The organism is Pedobacter polysacchareus, from assembly GCF_019802255.1.
Classification (GTDB): domain Bacteria; phylum Bacteroidota; class Bacteroidia; order Sphingobacteriales; family Sphingobacteriaceae; genus Pedobacter; species Pedobacter polysacchareus.
Map to the genome: position 1 here is coordinate 455,011 of NZ_JAHYSS010000005.1, position 16,904 is coordinate 471,914.

The window sequence follows — 16,904 nt, forward strand, 5'->3', positions numbered from 1 at the left end:
CTATTTTACCTCCCCATCATTATGCCATATACTGCCGCCCCTAACAGATATACTCAAATGCAATACCGCAGATGCGGAAACAGTGGACTGAAGCTGCCAGCCATTTCTCTTGGCTTATGGCATAACTTCGGACATGTGGACCAGCTGGAAAACTGCAGTGAGATTTTAAAACTGGCTTTCGACAACGGGATTACCCATTTTGACCTTGCTAATAATTATGGTCCGCCTCCAGGATCTGCAGAGGAAAATTTCGGTCGCTTGCTGAAAAGAGATTTCGAAGGATATAGGGATGAAATGATCATTTCTTCCAAGGCAGGATATACCATGTGGGATGGCCCTTATGGAGATTGGGGTTCAAAAAAATACCTGGTGTCTAGCCTGGATCAAAGTCTGAAAAGAATGGGACTAGAGTATGTAGATATCTTTTATCATCACCGTCCGGATCCGGAAACGCCACTAGAAGAAACAATGGCGGCATTAGATCTGATCGTTCGCCAGGGAAAGGCATTATATGTTGGGATTTCTAATTACCAGGCAGCAGAAGCTGCTGAGGCGATGGAAATCTTAAAGCGTTTGGGTACACCATGTCTGATCCATCAACCTAAATACTCTATGTATGAACGTTGGGTAGAAGGTGGTTTGCTGGATTTACTAGGCAATGAAGGTGTAGGCTGCATTCCTTTTTCACCGCTTGCTCAGGGCATGCTGACCAATAAATACCTGAAAGGGATTCCTGAAGACTCTCGTGCAGCAAAGTCGCATGGCGCATTACAGCAAGATCAGTTGACACCTGAAAGAGTGAAACAGTTGAATGAACTGAATGTACTTGCAGAAAGCCGCGGACAAAAGCTCGCACAAATGGCTTTGTCATGGATTTTAAAGGATGAACGCATTACTTCCGTATTGGTGGGTGCCAGTAAACCTGAACAGCTTGCGGATTCTTTAAAATGTTTGAATAACCTTGATTTCAGCGCAGAAGAACTGCAGGAAATTGAGCAAATTTTAGCCTCCTAGCCTAGAAAGCTTCCGTAAATCATAAAAGAAGCTGTCTTAAATAATAATTCAAGACAGCCGCTCTATTTTTTATACGGTTAAAGTTGTAGTCAATTCTATTTCCGCTTTTAAATCCTGTACAAAATGGTCGATCTGTGCCTTGGTTACCCCAGGCATACAGATGACATGACTATTGCCATCTTCGGTCGCAATCTGCCATTTCTGTCTCAATGCAATAGATGGCGCAGGGAACACTACCGTTAATGCAAAAGGATTGGTCCACGCTGGTACGCCGATATCATTTAGGCTTTTTACCGTATAGGCTGCGGTTTCCAGACATGCCAACGCACGTTGTTTCAATCCCTCTTTTCCTAGTTTTTTAAGCGCATACCAAATGAAAATAGGGCTGTGACCATTTCTGCTGCCTGTAATCGTCGTGTCTACGGTACCGATATATGGAATCGCTTTTCCAATCCTGTCTTTATAATTCTTTTTGACCAATACCAGTCCGCAAGGGATAGGAGAACCGATAAATTTATGTCCGCTGATGGCCATACTGTCTGTTCCATGGTTAAAATCAAAACCTGGTTTTAAATCCAGTAAAGCACTGTAGGTGCCAGCCAAAGCAGCATCACAGTGGATGTAATGATTTTTAATCGCCTGCCTGCGGAGGATTTGCTGAATTTGATGCAAGTCATCTTTTGCTTCCATCATCGTAGTGCCAATATTGGCCAGAATGATGACCGGCTGATCTCTGTGCATTTGTACCATCGCATTTAAATCCTCGTAATCCATCTCCCCGTTTTTCTGAGTTCTGATCACGATGCTGCGCAGATTGAGGAGCTGTATGTTCTTTTGAACACTGTAATGTGTGGCTTCTGAATAATAAACGATGCCATTAGGGTAGAGCTCCCTGGCCACGTAAAGGCCGTACAAATTTCCTTCTGAACCACCATTGGTAACATAACCCCACCAGTTATTTGCTGGTGCGTTGAACAATTCGGCGAAAAATTCCAATACTTCTAGTTCCAGAGAACGGGAATTCAAATCGTAGGTAGATTCTACCCATGGATCACCCACATTATTTAATGGCAGTTTTAAAAGTGGATACAACTCTGAATAGTCAAAATCCTGTGCAATTGGGTAACCGATAAACTGCTTGGCGCGTGCTTCAGCGAGTTTCATATAAGCGCTTAAACGCTCGTTATCTTTAGTATTTAATGGAGTTTTCATTGGGCAGTGCTGATATTTGGTATTTAATCCTTCAAAATTAGACAAGTACCATATTATTTCCTTTGCTTATCTGATATTCAATAAAAAATACTGTTGTTGATGTATATAACAGTAAAAACTACCATATTTGTGGCTTGCTGGATCCTATTTCAGCAAAATGCTATGATGGAGAAATTAGATAAGCTCGACACCAGGATATTAAACATCCTGCAAAAGGATGCTTCTTTAAGTACAAAAGACATTGCAGGGGAAATTGGCCTAAGTGTTTCCCCAACTCATGAGCGCATCAAGCGCCTGAAATTAGAAGGATATATAGAGAAATATGTAGCACTGGTAAACCGGGAAAAGCTGGGAAAACACTTACTGGTGCTCTGTACCGTAACTTTAAAAGAACAATCCATTGCTACCTTAAAGAACTTCGAAGAATCAGTAGTGCAATTTAAGGAAGTGCTGGAAGTACTGTGTATTGCCGGCGGACAAGATTATCTACTCAAAATCGTAGTAGAAGATGTAGACGATTACCATACTTTTGTGGTTACTCATTTATCTTCACTTTCCAATATTTCTACCTTAAGCAGTAGTTTTGTGTTAAAAGAGATCAAAAGAGAAACAGCATTCCACCTTAATTTCTAACTTTAGGCATGGAATCAACACAAACTTTGCCCGAATTAAACGCAGAAGAACTTCGTGTGCTAGGCGTTTTAATGGAGAAATCTAAAACTACCCCTGAATATTATCCAATGACGATCAACAGTCTGACGGCTGCCTGTAATCAAAAGACCTCAAGAAAACCTGTGGTTCAGTATGACGAACAGATTGTAGTACTGGCATTGGACACCCTCAAAAGAAAAGGATTGATTTCTACGGCCACCGGAGGATCAAGCCGCAGCATTAAATACAAGCATAATTTCGCGATTGTATTCCCGGTAACGCCTCAGGAAGTCGCTATTCTTTGTCTTTTAATGTTGAGAGGCCCTCAAACTCCAGGAGAGCTAAATACCAATTCCGGCAGATTGTATGAATTCGATTCTTTGGAAGAAGTCCAATCCGTATTGGAACGCTTAACAGGTGCCGAGCCTCCTTACGTCATCCAATTGCCGAGAAAAGCTGGACAAAAAGAAATGCGTTACGCACATTTACTTTCTGGTACACCAGATCTAAATGCAGAAGACTTAACAGAAGAAGCTCCTCAAAAGACGAACACAGATCTGGAAAACCGGGTGCTGAAACTCGAAACAGAATTGGACGAACTAAAGACCGCTTTTGCTCAGCTGATGAAAGAACTGATGGGCTAAAAACCTATTCTACTAAAACTATCAATAAAACTTGGTGTTATTCTTTTGTAACATCCATTTCCTATTGATCTGCGATGTTATGGTCCTAAAAATATCATACTATGTCAAAAAAAGTAGCAGAACAATTGGTGGAAATGCTTGTTGAAGCAGGTGTTAAGCGTATTTATGCCGTAACAGGCGATAGTTTAAATGAGTTAAATGATGCGGTAAGACGCAACGATAACATCCGCTGGATCCATGTGAGACATGAAGAGGCAGGGGCTTATGCTGCCGCTGCGGAAGCAGAATTGCATGGCCTTGCGTGTTGTGCGGGCAGCAGCGGGCCTGGTCATGTGCATTTGATCAATGGCCTTTATGATGCCCATCGTGCAGGAGCTGCAGTACTAGCGATAGCTTCTACCTGCCCAACTTCTGAATTCGGTTCCGGCTATTTTCAGGAAACCAATACCACCAAACTTTTTGATGATTGCAGTCATTACAATCAAATTGCCACCACTCCGGCTCAGCTGCCAAGAATGACACAGGCTGCTTTGCAGCATGCCTTTCACCATAAAGGGGTGGCCGTTCTTGGTTTGCCTGGTGATGTGAGCAGCATGGACGCAGTCGAAAATATGTCTGCAGATAAGACCTATTTTTCTAAAGCAAGCATCTGCCCGGCAGAAGAAGAGCTACTGGCACTTTCCAGCCTGATCAATAAACATAAAAAGATTGCTATATTTTGTGGAATCGGTGCTGTCGAAGCACATGATGAGGTCATTAAACTTGCAGAAATACTGAAAGCTCCTGTGGGTTACTCTTTCAGGGGTAAAATGGGAATCCAGTATGATAACCCTTATGAAGTTGGGATGACCGGCCTCCTTGGTTTGCCATCTGCCTACCATAGCATGCATGAAAGTGACCTGGTGATTTTATTAGGCACAGATTTCCCTTACGTGCCCTTTATTCCGCAGGATAAAATTTTAGTGCAAATCGATAGTAAGCCAGAAAGACTGGGTAGGAGAGCTAAGCTGGATATGGGACTTCATGGAGACATAAAAACCAGTTTAAATGCGCTATTTCCATTATTAGATGCGAATACCGATGATAGTTTTCTGGCCGCTCAATTGAAAGTTTATGAAAAGGTAAAAGAACATTTAAATACTTATGTTGCAGATAAAGGGGAAAAGGATGCGATTCATCCGGAAGCCGTTGCTTTTGAAATCAATAAACTGGCTGCTCAAGATGCCATTTTTACGGTGGATACCGGAATGTGCTGTGTTTGGGGTTCCAGATATATTGATGCGACAGGAAAACGTACGATGCTGGGTTCGTTTAACCATGGTTCTATGGCAAATGCGATGCCTCATGCCATTGGTGCTGCTTTATCTAGTCCAGAACGACAAGTTGTGGCGATGTGCGGAGACGGTGGATTGTCGATGATGCTGGGAGATTTAGCTACCATCAAACAATATAACCTACCCATTAAACTGATCGTTTTCAACAACAGGTCTCTGGGCATGGTAAAATTGGAAATGGAAGTTGCAGGACTTCCAGATTCGGAGACGGATATGGTTAATCCGGATTTTGCATTAGTGGCTACCGCGATGGGCATTAAAGGAATGACAATTGATGATCCTAACCAGCTGGAGGAGGGGATGAAAGCCGCATTTATGCACGATGGTCCAGTATTAGTCAATGTGATGACGGATCCGAACGCAATGGCGATGCCACCAAAAATTGAGTTTAAAATGATGAAAGGGATGGCACTCACGATGACGAAACTGATGTTGGGTGGCAAGTTCGACGAAGTACTGGATACGGTGAAATCGAATTACAAACATTTAAAAAGTATCATAGATTAAAGCTTAAATTTGTGTCCGATTTATGATCCAAATACACCCAACCACCGCCCTTACCTCTATCCTTGACAATGATTTTTATAAAATCACCATGCAGCAAGGGGTGATCCGTCTATTTCCGGCAGCAAAAGCAAGATATAAGTTCATCAACCGTGGAAAACATTCTTTTCCTGAAGGATTTGCGGAGGCTTTAAGAGCTGCAGTGGATCAGATGGCTTTGCTCAAACTGACAAAAGAGGAGAAACATTTCCTGCAGGTGACCTGCCCGTATCTTGATCCGGTATACCTGGATTTCCTGGAAGGTTACCGTTATCAGCCCGAGGAAGTACAAATCGAGCAGCATGGAGATCAGCTGGAAGTGCGCGTAGAAGGATTGTGGTATCGAACGATATTATGGGAAGTTCCCTTAATGTCCTTGATTTGCGAATTGTATTATGTGCTGAATGGCTCGCATCGGATCAGCAATGAAGAAGTGATGCAGCTCACAGCACAAAAAATAGAAAAATATAAAGTGCTTGGCGTAACCGTAGCAGAATTTGGGACAAGAAGAAGGTATTCCTATGAGGTGCACCGGTCGGTTTTACAAGCTTTAAACGAATTTGGCAGCGGATCATTTATTGGAACCAGCAACGTACACATGGCAATGCGTTATCAGACCAAGCCAATTGGAACGCATGCCCATGAATGGTTCATGTTTCATGCCGCCAGATATGGTTTTAAAATGGCCAATGCCATGGGATTGGAACACTGGGTCAATGTATACCGTGGAGATTTAGGAATTGCCCTTTCTGATACCTATACCACAGAGGTGTTTTTTAGTCAGTTCGACAAAATGTTCTCGAAGTTGTTTGATGGTGTCAGACATGATAGCGGTGACCCTTTGCTGTTTGCAGATAAAGTGATCAATCATTATCAGAAAATGGGGATTGATCCTAAATCCAAAACGATTATCTTTTCTGATGGTCTTAATTACGATAAAGTGGAAAGAATCGCAGCGCATTGTCAGGGGAAAATAGGGATGTCTTTTGGAATAGGTACCAATTTAACCAATGATGCCGGACCAGCAGCCATGAATATTGTAATTAAAATGACGGAAGCACAACCTAAAGATGGAGAATGGACAGAAGTGGTGAAATTATCTGATGAACATGGGAAATATACCGGCACAGAAAGAATGATTAATCTCGCGAAAACGATATTGCAGATTGAAGATTTTTAGTGTAGAATACAGCCTTTAATAATGTTTATCTTAAACCAAGGTATTCTTAAAACAAAAGCGCACTGCAAAATGAATTGCAGCGCGCTTTTTATTACAGATTAAAAAGGATTAGGCCCCTTGTTTTCTAGTATATTTTGTAAGGATCACAATCACTTGCCCTTCGATTTTTCCTTCAATCTGATCCGTATTGTTTTCTACCAGGCGGATATTCTTCACTACCGTACCCATTTTAGCATTTAAAGTAGAACCTTTTACATCTAAAGATTTCGTCAGTACAATAGAATCACCTGCTTGAAGCAAGGCACCATTGCAATCTTTATGAAGTTCAGCAACGGCATCATTGTCAAGGTCTGCAGCTTTAGCCCAAGCCAAACGATCTTCCTCAAGATACATCATATCCAGGTTGTCCATTGCCCAGCTTTCATTGCTTAAGCGGTTCAACAAGCGCCATGAAACCACCTGAACTCCAGGGACCTCGGACCACATGCTGCCACTTAAACACTGCCAGTGCTTGCTGTCTAATTCTTCTCTTTTCTCAATTTGAGCCAAACATTTATCACAAATCAAGATACAGTTGTCGGCAGTATTTGCAGTTTGAGGAGGAACTTCGTATACTTTAAGCTTTTCCGCAGATTGGCATAGTTCACATTTGTTTTCGCTTCTACTCAGTAATTGTTCTTCCAGTTTCATGGTACTTATGTTAAAAATGTTCTTGTAATCGACTCAAAGGCGCGAAGATAATTAATTTAGACGGCAAACTGGCTTTCCATTATTATTCAAATTTCTCATCTTTCATGTATGGTGTTTTCCTTTTATGACTATATTTAGAAAACATGGTCTCAAAATTTAAACTGCGAGCGCTCTTTTCTCTCATCTTCATTGCTTTATCTGTCAATTGTTATGCGCAAAATAGCCCGAAAGGACTGAAATCTGTACTTTGGAAAGTGCAGTTCCCAGGAACTGATAAAGTGTCTTATTTATTAGGTTCAACACCACTTTTTTTGGCGAAGATTGGGTAGCACAATGGCTGATTTTAGATATGAATTAACTTTATCCACTGCTGCTATAGATAACGTTAAACGTGCTGATCAAAAAGAATAGGATTCCCATCTGGGTCGATCACGATTAAACTCGCAGGGCCGCTTGTATTTTCATCTGCTTCAGTTTCTAACTTTAATCCTGCACTTTTCAGTTGGCGCTGAATTACTCTGATGTCATCAAACGCATCAAGAGCTTGTGCATTTTCGTCCCAACCCGGATTAAAAGTAATCATATTCTTCTCGAACATGCCCTGAAATAAGCCAATTAAAGCATTCCCATTTTTCATAATGAGGTATTTCATGTCCAGGCTGCCAGCGAAAACGCTAAACCCTAGATTTTCATAAAACTGTTTTGAAGCTTGAATGTCTTTTACATTCAGGCTGAAAGAGCAGGCGCCTAATTTCATATTGATTCTGGTTAAGTTTAAAATCTCATCACCGTCAGTAGCTTTATTAAAAGTACCTATTTTTTCCTGATTTTCATTCGGTAGAATTTTGAGTAAAAAAGAAAGGGCATCATCTTTAATGGATGACGCCCTTTCTTTTTATCTTAACTATTTTTTACTAAAAAGCGTAATTCGCTGAAGCGCTTAATATAGCTCCGGTTGATTTTCCATCTGCTTTTTTAACACCATCCACCCAAATTTCAACAATAAGGGTAGAAGTAGCATCTTTTCCAATCGCATTAGCGCCAAAATTTACCATAAGGTCTTTGGAGTCAATTGTATATTCAGTGCTTGTCCAGGTTTCTCCGGTTAAACTGGTGAAATTTTCAGTTTTTCCACTGCCAGCAGTATATAATGCAGTTTGAATAGAACTTCCTGAAGAAGCAATGGCTTTAAAAATAACTTTGTGTGAGCCTGAAGGTGAGTTGTCTTTATCTTTCGAGCAAGACATGAGTAGCATTAATCCTAATACCATGGTTAGAGATAGAAGTTTTGTGATTTTTTTCATTGTTTTTTTTGTATTGATTATTGAAATCTTAATTAAGATGAGCCTAAATACAATTTGTATGCCAGTTATTTCTAATAAAGATACTTTTTGTGTTAACTTAGTGGTTTCATGTGTTTTATGTGAAATTAAATAGTTATACTATTTCTTGTTTCTCAATTAGAAATAATAATAAGCAGGTGGGTGTTTTCGAGAAATCCAATAAATTGAGTAACTGTGTATAAAATTGAATACAATTTTTTAGGAGAATAATTGTGGTGTTGCTCGGGAAGAGCTTAAGGTTCGGAAGGGGTTCGGAACTCTAAAATAAGGGCGATCTCTGTCCGACCAGTATCCGACCAGTATACAGCCTGTCTTATTAAGAATCGGATGATAGTTTTGTACCGGTTCTTTAGTAAATGTCCTAGCTTTCTTCAGCTACAGTAAAATCTTTTTCTTATCTATAAGTTGTTTTAAGCGTAATTTATAGAAAAATAATTTCTTTTTATATTTTTTATGCTGCGTAATCTGAATAAGATATTTTTATCTGATTTGGTTGTTTATTTTGATAGCTGAATGATAAATTCGCTTAATATGTCATACAATATGGCTATATTTTGAAATAAATAAGTATATATTCTATCAGCATAGAGAGGATTTATAAAGAATTTCATCTTGCCAATTCGATTTCTTTAAGATAAAACTATTGTTTTTTTCATTAGGGGCTTGTTTTTGAACAGCTAAACTGATGATTGCTAAATGTTTGAATAATATATATATTCGCTATTATGTATTTATTATGTCATACAATATAATCGAAGGTGATCAGGAATTAATGCAACTACTCCGTGAGGGAAATAGGGAGGTATATATGGTGATATATAAAAAGTATCAGCGTTTGTTATTCCTTTATGCATTTAGAAAATTAAACAATCAGGGGGAAGCTGAGGATGTGGTTCAGGAAGTTTTCATTTCCTTTTGGAACAAGCGTCATATTTTGAGTCTGGATATAAATATTGCAGGTTATTTGTACCGTGCAGTACGAAACCGTTCTTTAAACATCTTTGCGCATCGGGAAATTGAAGCAAAATACCTGGAATCTTTGGATGATTTTTTAGGGAGTAATTATGAGAGTGCGGATAGTTTAATTCGCGAGCATCAGATTGCAGCATTGATAGCCCAAGAAATCGACAGGCTTCCTGCCAAGATGCGGGAGGTATTTGAACTGAGCAGAAAAGATCATTTGTCCTATAAAGAGATTGCTTTAGCGCTGAATATATCAGAATATACCGTTGCAACTCAAGTCAAAAGAGCGCTAAAAATATTGCGCACAAAACTGGGTGCTTGTGTTTTTTTACATTTTTTTTTCTAAGACGTACCTTAAGCCTTTTAGTTGCCTGTTATTGATTCCGAAGACTGCAGCTTATCGTCGTTTCAGAAACAGCTTGCAGAATTCATAAGATTTGAACCAGTTACCTTATGAATGCTAAAGAGCTATTAGAAAAATATCGCGCCAATCAATGTACGGAAAAAGAGCAGATTCAAGTTCAGAATTGGTTTCATCAACTGGGTCTGGAAAAGCAGGTTGATTTAACAGCAGCTGATTTGGAGCGGGCAGAGCAGCAGATGTGGGCGGTGATCAATCAGGAAACAATGCCAAAGCGTATCAGATTATGGCCATCAATAGCTGCTGCAGGGGTTGTGGTGATAGGGCTTGGTATAGGCTACCTTATCCATCAACAGCAGGGGCATTCTAAGGAATTAAAAGTTGCATCACAAGATATTCTTCCTGGCGGCAATAAAGCGGTTTTGGTACTGGGCAATGGCCAGCGCATTTCATTAACAGACGCAAAAAATGGAGATGTGGCAAGCCAGTCTGGGATTCATATCACCAAAACCGAAGATGGGAAGCTGGTTTATGTTGTCAGGAAAGAGGATACCAACAGCAATTTATTCAATACCATAGAAACTCCGGCAGGTGGACAATATCAGGTCGTTCTGCCCGATGGCAGTACGGTTATGCTGAATACCGCTTCTTCACTTACCTTTCCTACCTCTTTTGCATCAAAAAATGAACGTCGGGTAACCTTAAAAGGAGAGGCCTATTTTGAAGTCGCCAGAAATAAAAATAAGCCCTTTAAGGTGATTACTGAGCGACAGGAGGTGGTCGTTTTAGGAACTCATTTTAACATTAATGCCTATGCCGATGAAGACCTCACTTTAACCACCTTGCTGGAAGGAAGTGTTCAGGTAAGTAAGGCAGGGAAATCTATCAAAAACCTTGTTCCAGGAGAACAATCTGCCTTAAGTGATCATCAATTTACCGTGAAAACGGTAGATCTGGAAACTGCGGTATCCTGGCAAAATGGAAGATTTACTTTCGAGAATGAATCTGTAGAAGCCGTGATGCGTCAAATCGCCAGATGGTACGATATAGAAGTGATTTATAAAGGCGACCTCAGTAATGTTAAATTGATGGGTTCCGTTTCCCGGAAAAAGAAACTTTCGGAAGTATTGCGGGTCCTCCAACTGAGTCGTAAAGTTAAATTTAAAGTAGAAGGAAGGAGGGTCACTGTCATGCCATAACTCTACATACGACATGATCTGGTGAATAAACCGAAAGCGCGGGAACGCTTTCGGCTAAAAAGCTGGATTATAGTTTTTATCGAATCGTTCAAGTCATCAACTCAACCTGAAACAAAAGTTAAACCCTTGTTTCATTAAAACCAACTAACCAAATGTATGAATTTTTATAATATAAGTTCCTGCTGGAATTCCAGTAGGGCAATTAGGGTAATACGCACCATGAAACTGATTCTCTTACTGGTCACCACAGCTATCCTTCAAGTCAGCGCGGCTGGATATGCCCAAAAGAACATTACGCTTAATTTACATCATTCCTCCCTGGAAACCGTACTGAAAGAACTCCGTAAACAAAGCGGTTTTGACCTTGTGGTTGCCTCCAATACGCTTGGGAAGGCGGCTCCGGTCAGTATATCTGTAAATAAAGTTTCCCTGTCGGAAGCCCTGAAAATCTGTTTTCAAAACCAGCCCTTTGACTATTCAATTGATACCGAAACGATCATTGTTCAGGAAAAACAAGCATCGATCCTGAAAATGAAAGCCGCATTTTCCTATAAAATATCTGGAGAGGTGCGTGATGAATTGTCAAATCCAATCCCGGGTGTAAACGTGGTAGTGGTACGTGGTAAACGTAAAACGAGTACCAATAACCAAGGTAAATATACCATTGAAGTAGAGCCAACCGACACGCTTGAGTTTTCATATATCGGTTATAAGAAACAATATATGGCTGTACGCAATAAACTCGACATCAATATTGTATTAGAACCAACTCAGGGAAGCCTGGATGAAGTGTTGGTAGTAGGCTATGGCAAACAAAAAAGCTCACAGCTGGTAAGTTCCATCTCTACCATTAAAGGGGAGCAGCTGCAATTGCCGGGCAGAAGTTTGCAGAATGGCCTGGCCGGACAAGTGGCTGGTTTGTTTGCCGTCCAAAGAAGTGGGGAGCCTGGTTATGACAATGCCGAAATATGGATTCGAGGAATCAGTTCTTTTGCCGGAGGAACCGGTGCATTGGTGCTGGTAGATGGTGTACCCAGAAAAATTTCAGACATTAGTCCGGAAGAAGTAGAGACGTTTACCATTTTGAAAGATGCCTCAGCTACGGCGATTTACGGAGCTGAAGGTGCGAATGGGGTCATCCTGGTGACTTCCAAAAGAGGGAAAAACCAAAAAACGTCGATAGATTTCAGAGCAGATTACAACGTAAATCAACCTACAAGAGTCCTCTCATTTTTAGGATCCCCGGATTTCCTGCGTCTTTATAATGAAGCGAAATGGAATACTGAAGGAAATCCGGACATGAGCGCTTTTATTCCTTATAAAACAGAAGAAGAGATCGCAAAATATGCCAGTGGAGAAGATCCGGATCTTTATCCCAATACCAATTGGATGGACCTGCTGGAAAAAAATGCAATCAGTCAGCGGTATGCCCTTAATTTCCGTGGTGGTGGTGATAAACTGCGTTTTTTTGTAGCCAGTTCTTACTACACAGAAGAAGGACTGTTTAAGTCTAATCCCGTTGATGCCAATGAGTTCGCCAGAACGGCAAAATATAATACCAACATTGGATTAAAGCGATACAACTTAAGGTCTAATGTAGATTTAGATATTACCAAAACGACACTGTTGCGTGTCGATATGAGTGGTCAATACCTGACAACTAATTACCCTGGGACTGGAACAGCAGCTATATTTTCGAATATGATGCGTAGCGCCCCGCATTTGATCCCTATGATCTATTCTAACAATTTCCCTTCCAGATATAGTGCTGCCGCAGGATATGAAAATCCTTATAGCCAATTGAATTTCTCGGGTTATGCGAAAGAATACCGTGTGGCTTTGCAAACAAATGTTGGCTTAGAGCAAAAACTGCCATTTGTGCCAGGTTTATCCGTAAAAGGTAGTGTAAGTTTTGATACCGATTTCCTTTCGAAGGTGAACCGTACACGTACACCAAGTCAGTATCTGGCTACAGGGAGAGATGAGGATGGCAACCTGTTGTTCAGAAAAATTGTAAACGGTTTAAATACCGCTACTGAGGCTGCTGGTGGTGGTTTCTCAGAAGGTAATAAGCGGATTTACATGGAAACTTCATTGAATTATAACCGTGCTTTTTCTGAAGATCATTCCGTATCAGGCCTATTGTTGTACATGCAGAAAGAAAGTCAGCTGCAAAATGATCCCTACTTATATAAAAAACAAGGAATTGTTGGACGTGGCAGCTATGGTTATAAAGATAAGTATTTTTTCGATGCCAGTTTCGGCTTTACCGGAAGTGAGAACTTTGCAGCAGGAAATAGATTTGGTTTCTTTCCGGCACTCGGTTTAGGGTATACCATCTCTAATGAAAAAGGATTGAAAAGTATGTTCGATGCAATCGGGGTAGACCGCTTAAAGCTGAGACTATCTATAGGACGTGCAGGTAATGATCAGGTTTCCAATACCAGGTTCCCTTATAAAGAGGCGCTTACCTGGTCTACGGAAACGGCTTTTTTGGGAATGACTTCTGGTGGCGGAACAAATAGCACTGGTAACATGATTTATGAGAATAAAGCTTATAATCCAACGATCAGCTGGGAGATTGAAGAAAAGCGAAATATAGGGGTCGATCTGATGGCCTTTAAAGGAGCGCTTGACTTCACTATAGATTACTTTAACAATAAGAGACATGATATCCTTTTGCAGCGCAATACTGTAAACCAGGTCGCAGGTTTTATGAATAATCCATTCCAAAACTTCGGTGTGGTGACCAATAAAGGGATTGATGCCAGTTTAAATGCCAATAGGAAATTTGGCGAATTGGGTGTAAACGTTAGAGGGACTTTTACCTATGCACACAATAAAATCATCGAAATGGATGAAATTCCAAGGGCCAATTCTTATCAGAATTCAACCGGAACAAGTATTGGTCAGGTAGATGCTTGGGTGGCTGAACGTCTGTATACCGACAATGATTTTGACATTACTACTAATCCTGCCAATGGTGCCAAATCTTATGTGTTAAAAGCAGGACTGCCACTGTCGAAATTCGGACCGGTTTATCCCGGAAATATCAAGTACGTAGATTTAAATAATGATGGAGTAATTGACGACAGTGACTGGACTAAAACACCGCCAAATGCGAAAACGGCTAATCCTGAAATCATTTATGGCTTTGGTATTAACTTCACTTATAAAGGGTTTTATACCAGCGCCTTTTTCCAGGGGGTAGGCAATACCAGTGTATATCTGGAGCCTTCGGCGATGATTCCTTTTGTAGGGGTAGACCCGATGACGACCTCGGCAAAGGGATTTTCGAACAACCATTGGTCGGTAGATAATCCGAACCCATCGGCTTTATTGCCACGTTTACAATTGAACAATACGAATTTAAATGACAACCGCAGGAGCACCTGGTTCCTAAGAAACGGCAGCTTTTTAAGGTTTAAAAATCTGGAATTTGGTTATGCCTTCAATAAGAAACAATTGGAGAAATTGGGTATCCAGGGCTTAAGGTTATATGCACTTGGACAAAATTTAGGCATCATCTGGGATGATGTTAAATATTGGGATCCAGAACAAGGCGGTACTTCCTCAGGATTGAAATATCCTATTCAGCGTACAATTAATTTCGGTGTAGAATTAAAGTTTTAAAAGGTCATGAGAAAATATACATATCTAATACTGTTCGTAGAAATATTAACCCTACTTACTTTTAGTTCCTGCAAAAAATACCTGGATGTTAGTGATGACTTTTCAGAGTCAGATAGTAAAGGGTTTATCTTTACCAATCCCGGGCAGTCCAGAAGGTTTCAGCGCTATATCTATAAGGCCATGCCCGATTATTCGGACTATTCTTCCGCAAGTTCTAATGCCAACGGATTGGGAAATCCATGGGCGAGTATGAGTGATGAGCTTAAAAATAATGCGAACGGCGTACTAAGAAACATCGTGACTCAGGGTTATACGGCTAGTACCGCTCCAGGTAACACTTTTCACCGATGGGCAACCTTATACAAGGTGATCCGTCAAGCCACCATTTATATTGATTCAGGAAGGGTGATTGGTGCACAGGGTGATCCAGACTTTATTGATGATGCCGAATTAAAGCAATTAAAAGCAGAGGCTTATTTTTTTAGGGCTTACTCGCATTATCTATTGTTTGAGCAGTATGGGCCAATTCCAATTATGAATACGGAAGCCGATCCTACAGATCCTAATGTTGATTTTTTTAGGAACTCTGTAGATGAGGTTCTGGCTTCAATCGATGCTGATTTGCTGAAAGCTAAGGAAGACTTATCAGAAAATAGGTTTTCAACTTCATTTGCCAGCGGCTTTGATGAAAACAAGCTGGCGATCCCCACTAAAGGTGTTGCCCTGGCGGTCAGAGCTAAACTTTGGATGTATGCTGCCTCTCCATTGTACAATGGAGGTTATTCGGAAGCTTTAGCCCTGACGAATAGTGATGGAAAAAAACTGTTTCCTGCGAAGGATCCTGGTAAATGGGTAAAGGCAAAAAATGCAGTGAAAGACTTTATTGATTTCGCCAATGCAGGTAATTATGAGCTATATTATAGTGCCACTGCCAACAATCCGCATTTAAATATTTATGAACTGTTTCAGCGGTATAACAAAGAAATTATCTGGGCGAATCCTATTCAGAGTTTTGCTGCAGTAGAAGCCAATCAAACACCACGAGATATCACCGTGACAGCAGGTGGAAGCACTGGTGCTAATCTGGGTGTAACACAGGAAATGGTGGATGCATTCTTTACTAAAGATGGTTTAGATATTCATGATACAGGTTCTCAATATACAGAGGTTGGTTTTTCTAATGTTCCTAATCCAGCTACGAGATTTGTAAAAAGCGGCAGTACGGTGATCATGACGGATGCAAATATTTCAAATATGTACGCCAACAGAGAGCCGCGTTTTTATGCATCAGTTACTTATCAGGGAAAAAGCTGGCACGATGTGGTGTCGAATACGGCTTTACAAGGGACAACTGCTGCTACTTCAAAGGCGACAAAAGTGTTGTTTGCCAGAGGTATTTCTTCCTCTGTGAACCCGCTGCCTGGCTATGGTGGGATTGCGAATAATGACAATCGTATCGGTGGATTTCCTAGTACTGGGTACCTGTGTTATAAGCGAAGCAACAGAACGATTCATCCGACCGTTGGTTCTGGTATTAGATCGGTTTTCAGACCATCAATTATTTTCCGCCTGGCTGATTTCTACCTGTTATATGCAGAAGCATTAAATGAAATAAATCCAGCTGATCCTGAAATTATTACTTACCTGGATAAAGTGAGGTTGAGAGCTGGGATTCCAGGATATTTGGATTTGCAGAACAGTGGTCTTAAAACAGGTGTGATTGGTCAGTATGCGGCACAGGTAAAAGCAATCAGGCAAGAACGTCAGATTGAATTGTTCACTGAAGGGCAGCGGTATTTTGATGTGCGCAGATGGATGATTGCCGATAAACCGGAAGGTCGTCAGGGAGGCGTTTTTCATGGAATGAATATGGATGGTAAAGCCGATGACCTCAGTTTTTATCAACGCAATGATTATGATCGTGCCCCGAGGGTCTTTTCTCGCGCGATGTATCTGTACCCAATCCCTTTGAGTCAGATTACAATAAGTAAAAAATTAATCCAGAATCCTGGATGGTAAAAGGACAAGAAAGGTGGTTTTTTAAGACCACCTTTCTTGTGTTTAAGGCTTTTTATTTTGACCCGATCGAGGCCGCAGGATCGTTAAAGGAATTTCTAGACATCGCCTTTTTAGATTT

The 16,904-nt window shown here is 40.7% G+C and carries 13 protein-coding genes; 9 read left to right on the top strand and 4 right to left on the bottom strand.

What is annotated here, in order from left to right; genetic code table 11:
- Positions 1 to 21 precede the first annotated feature (21 nt).
- On the top strand, positions 22 to 1,014 hold the full coding sequence (gene mgrA / locus K7X70_RS16560; RefSeq protein ID WP_222538091.1) for an L-glyceraldehyde 3-phosphate reductase: 993 nt from the start codon (positions 22 to 24) through the stop codon (positions 1,012 to 1,014).
- A gap of 69 nt (positions 1,015 to 1,083) precedes the next feature.
- Here the strand turns inward: mgrA and K7X70_RS16565 are convergent, their stop codons facing one another.
- Positions 1,084 to 2,226, bottom strand: a complete 1,143-nt coding sequence (locus K7X70_RS16565) for a histidine decarboxylase (RefSeq protein ID WP_222538092.1) — start codon at positions 2,224 to 2,226, stop codon at positions 1,084 to 1,086.
- A gap of 99 nt (positions 2,227 to 2,325) precedes the next feature.
- Between K7X70_RS16565 and K7X70_RS16570 the strand changes: the two genes are divergently transcribed.
- From K7X70_RS16570 to pncB, 4 genes are all read left to right on the top strand, one after another.
- Positions 2,326 to 2,859, top strand: coding sequence for an Lrp/AsnC family transcriptional regulator (locus K7X70_RS16570; protein WP_255607328.1), 534 nt, complete (start codon positions 2,326 to 2,328; stop codon positions 2,857 to 2,859).
- An 8-nt stretch (positions 2,860 to 2,867) separates the two neighbouring features.
- On the top strand, positions 2,868 to 3,521 hold the full coding sequence (locus K7X70_RS16575; protein WP_222538093.1) for a YceH family protein: 654 nt from the start codon (positions 2,868 to 2,870) through the stop codon (positions 3,519 to 3,521).
- Positions 3,522 to 3,622: 101 nt separating this feature from the next.
- Positions 3,623 to 5,362 (top strand): thiamine pyrophosphate-dependent enzyme, encoded by a 1,740-nt coding sequence (locus K7X70_RS16580; protein ID WP_222538094.1) that lies wholly within the window; start codon positions 3,623 to 3,625, stop codon positions 5,360 to 5,362.
- 22 nt (positions 5,363 to 5,384) lie between these two features.
- Positions 5,385 to 6,578, top strand: coding sequence for a nicotinate phosphoribosyltransferase (gene pncB / locus K7X70_RS16585; RefSeq protein ID WP_222538095.1), 1,194 nt, complete (start codon positions 5,385 to 5,387; stop codon positions 6,576 to 6,578).
- Positions 6,579 to 6,686: 108 nt separating this feature from the next.
- Here pncB and K7X70_RS16590 read toward each other — a convergent pair whose 3' ends face one another.
- From K7X70_RS16590 to K7X70_RS16600, 3 genes are all read right to left on the bottom strand, one after another.
- Positions 6,687 to 7,268, bottom strand: a complete 582-nt coding sequence (locus K7X70_RS16590; RefSeq protein ID WP_222538096.1) for a PhnA domain-containing protein — start codon at positions 7,266 to 7,268, stop codon at positions 6,687 to 6,689.
- A gap of 385 nt (positions 7,269 to 7,653) precedes the next feature.
- Positions 7,654 to 8,025: a VOC family protein gene (locus tag K7X70_RS16595; RefSeq protein ID WP_222538097.1), complete on the bottom strand. Its 372-nt coding sequence runs from the start codon at positions 8,023 to 8,025 to the stop codon at positions 7,654 to 7,656.
- Positions 8,026 to 8,182: 157 nt separating this feature from the next.
- Complete coding sequence (locus K7X70_RS16600) at positions 8,183 to 8,572, bottom strand: hypothetical protein (protein WP_222538098.1); 390 nt, start codon at positions 8,570 to 8,572, stop codon at positions 8,183 to 8,185.
- 775 nt (positions 8,573 to 9,347) lie between these two features.
- Between K7X70_RS16600 and K7X70_RS16605 the strand changes: the two genes are divergently transcribed.
- The 4 genes from K7X70_RS16605 to K7X70_RS16620 all read left to right on the top strand — a co-directional run bounded on the left by K7X70_RS16605 (position 9,348) and on the right by K7X70_RS16620 (position 16,786).
- Positions 9,348 to 9,920 carry an RNA polymerase sigma factor gene (locus K7X70_RS16605; protein ID WP_222538099.1) on the top strand — a complete coding sequence of 191 codons (573 nt, stop codon included), beginning with the start codon at positions 9,348 to 9,350 and terminating at the stop codon, positions 9,918 to 9,920.
- A 107-nt stretch (positions 9,921 to 10,027) separates the two neighbouring features.
- A complete protein-coding gene (locus K7X70_RS16610; RefSeq protein WP_222538100.1) occupies positions 10,028 to 11,134 on the top strand; it encodes a FecR family protein in 1,107 nt (368 codons plus the stop codon).
- Between the two features lie 219 nt (positions 11,135 to 11,353).
- Positions 11,354 to 14,767, top strand: a complete 3,414-nt coding sequence (locus K7X70_RS16615) for a SusC/RagA family TonB-linked outer membrane protein (protein ID WP_255607329.1) — start codon at positions 11,354 to 11,356, stop codon at positions 14,765 to 14,767.
- 6 nt (positions 14,768 to 14,773) lie between these two features.
- Complete coding sequence (locus K7X70_RS16620; RefSeq protein ID WP_222538102.1) at positions 14,774 to 16,786, top strand: RagB/SusD family nutrient uptake outer membrane protein; 2,013 nt, start codon at positions 14,774 to 14,776, stop codon at positions 16,784 to 16,786.
- Positions 16,787 to 16,904: the final 118 nt, after the last annotated feature.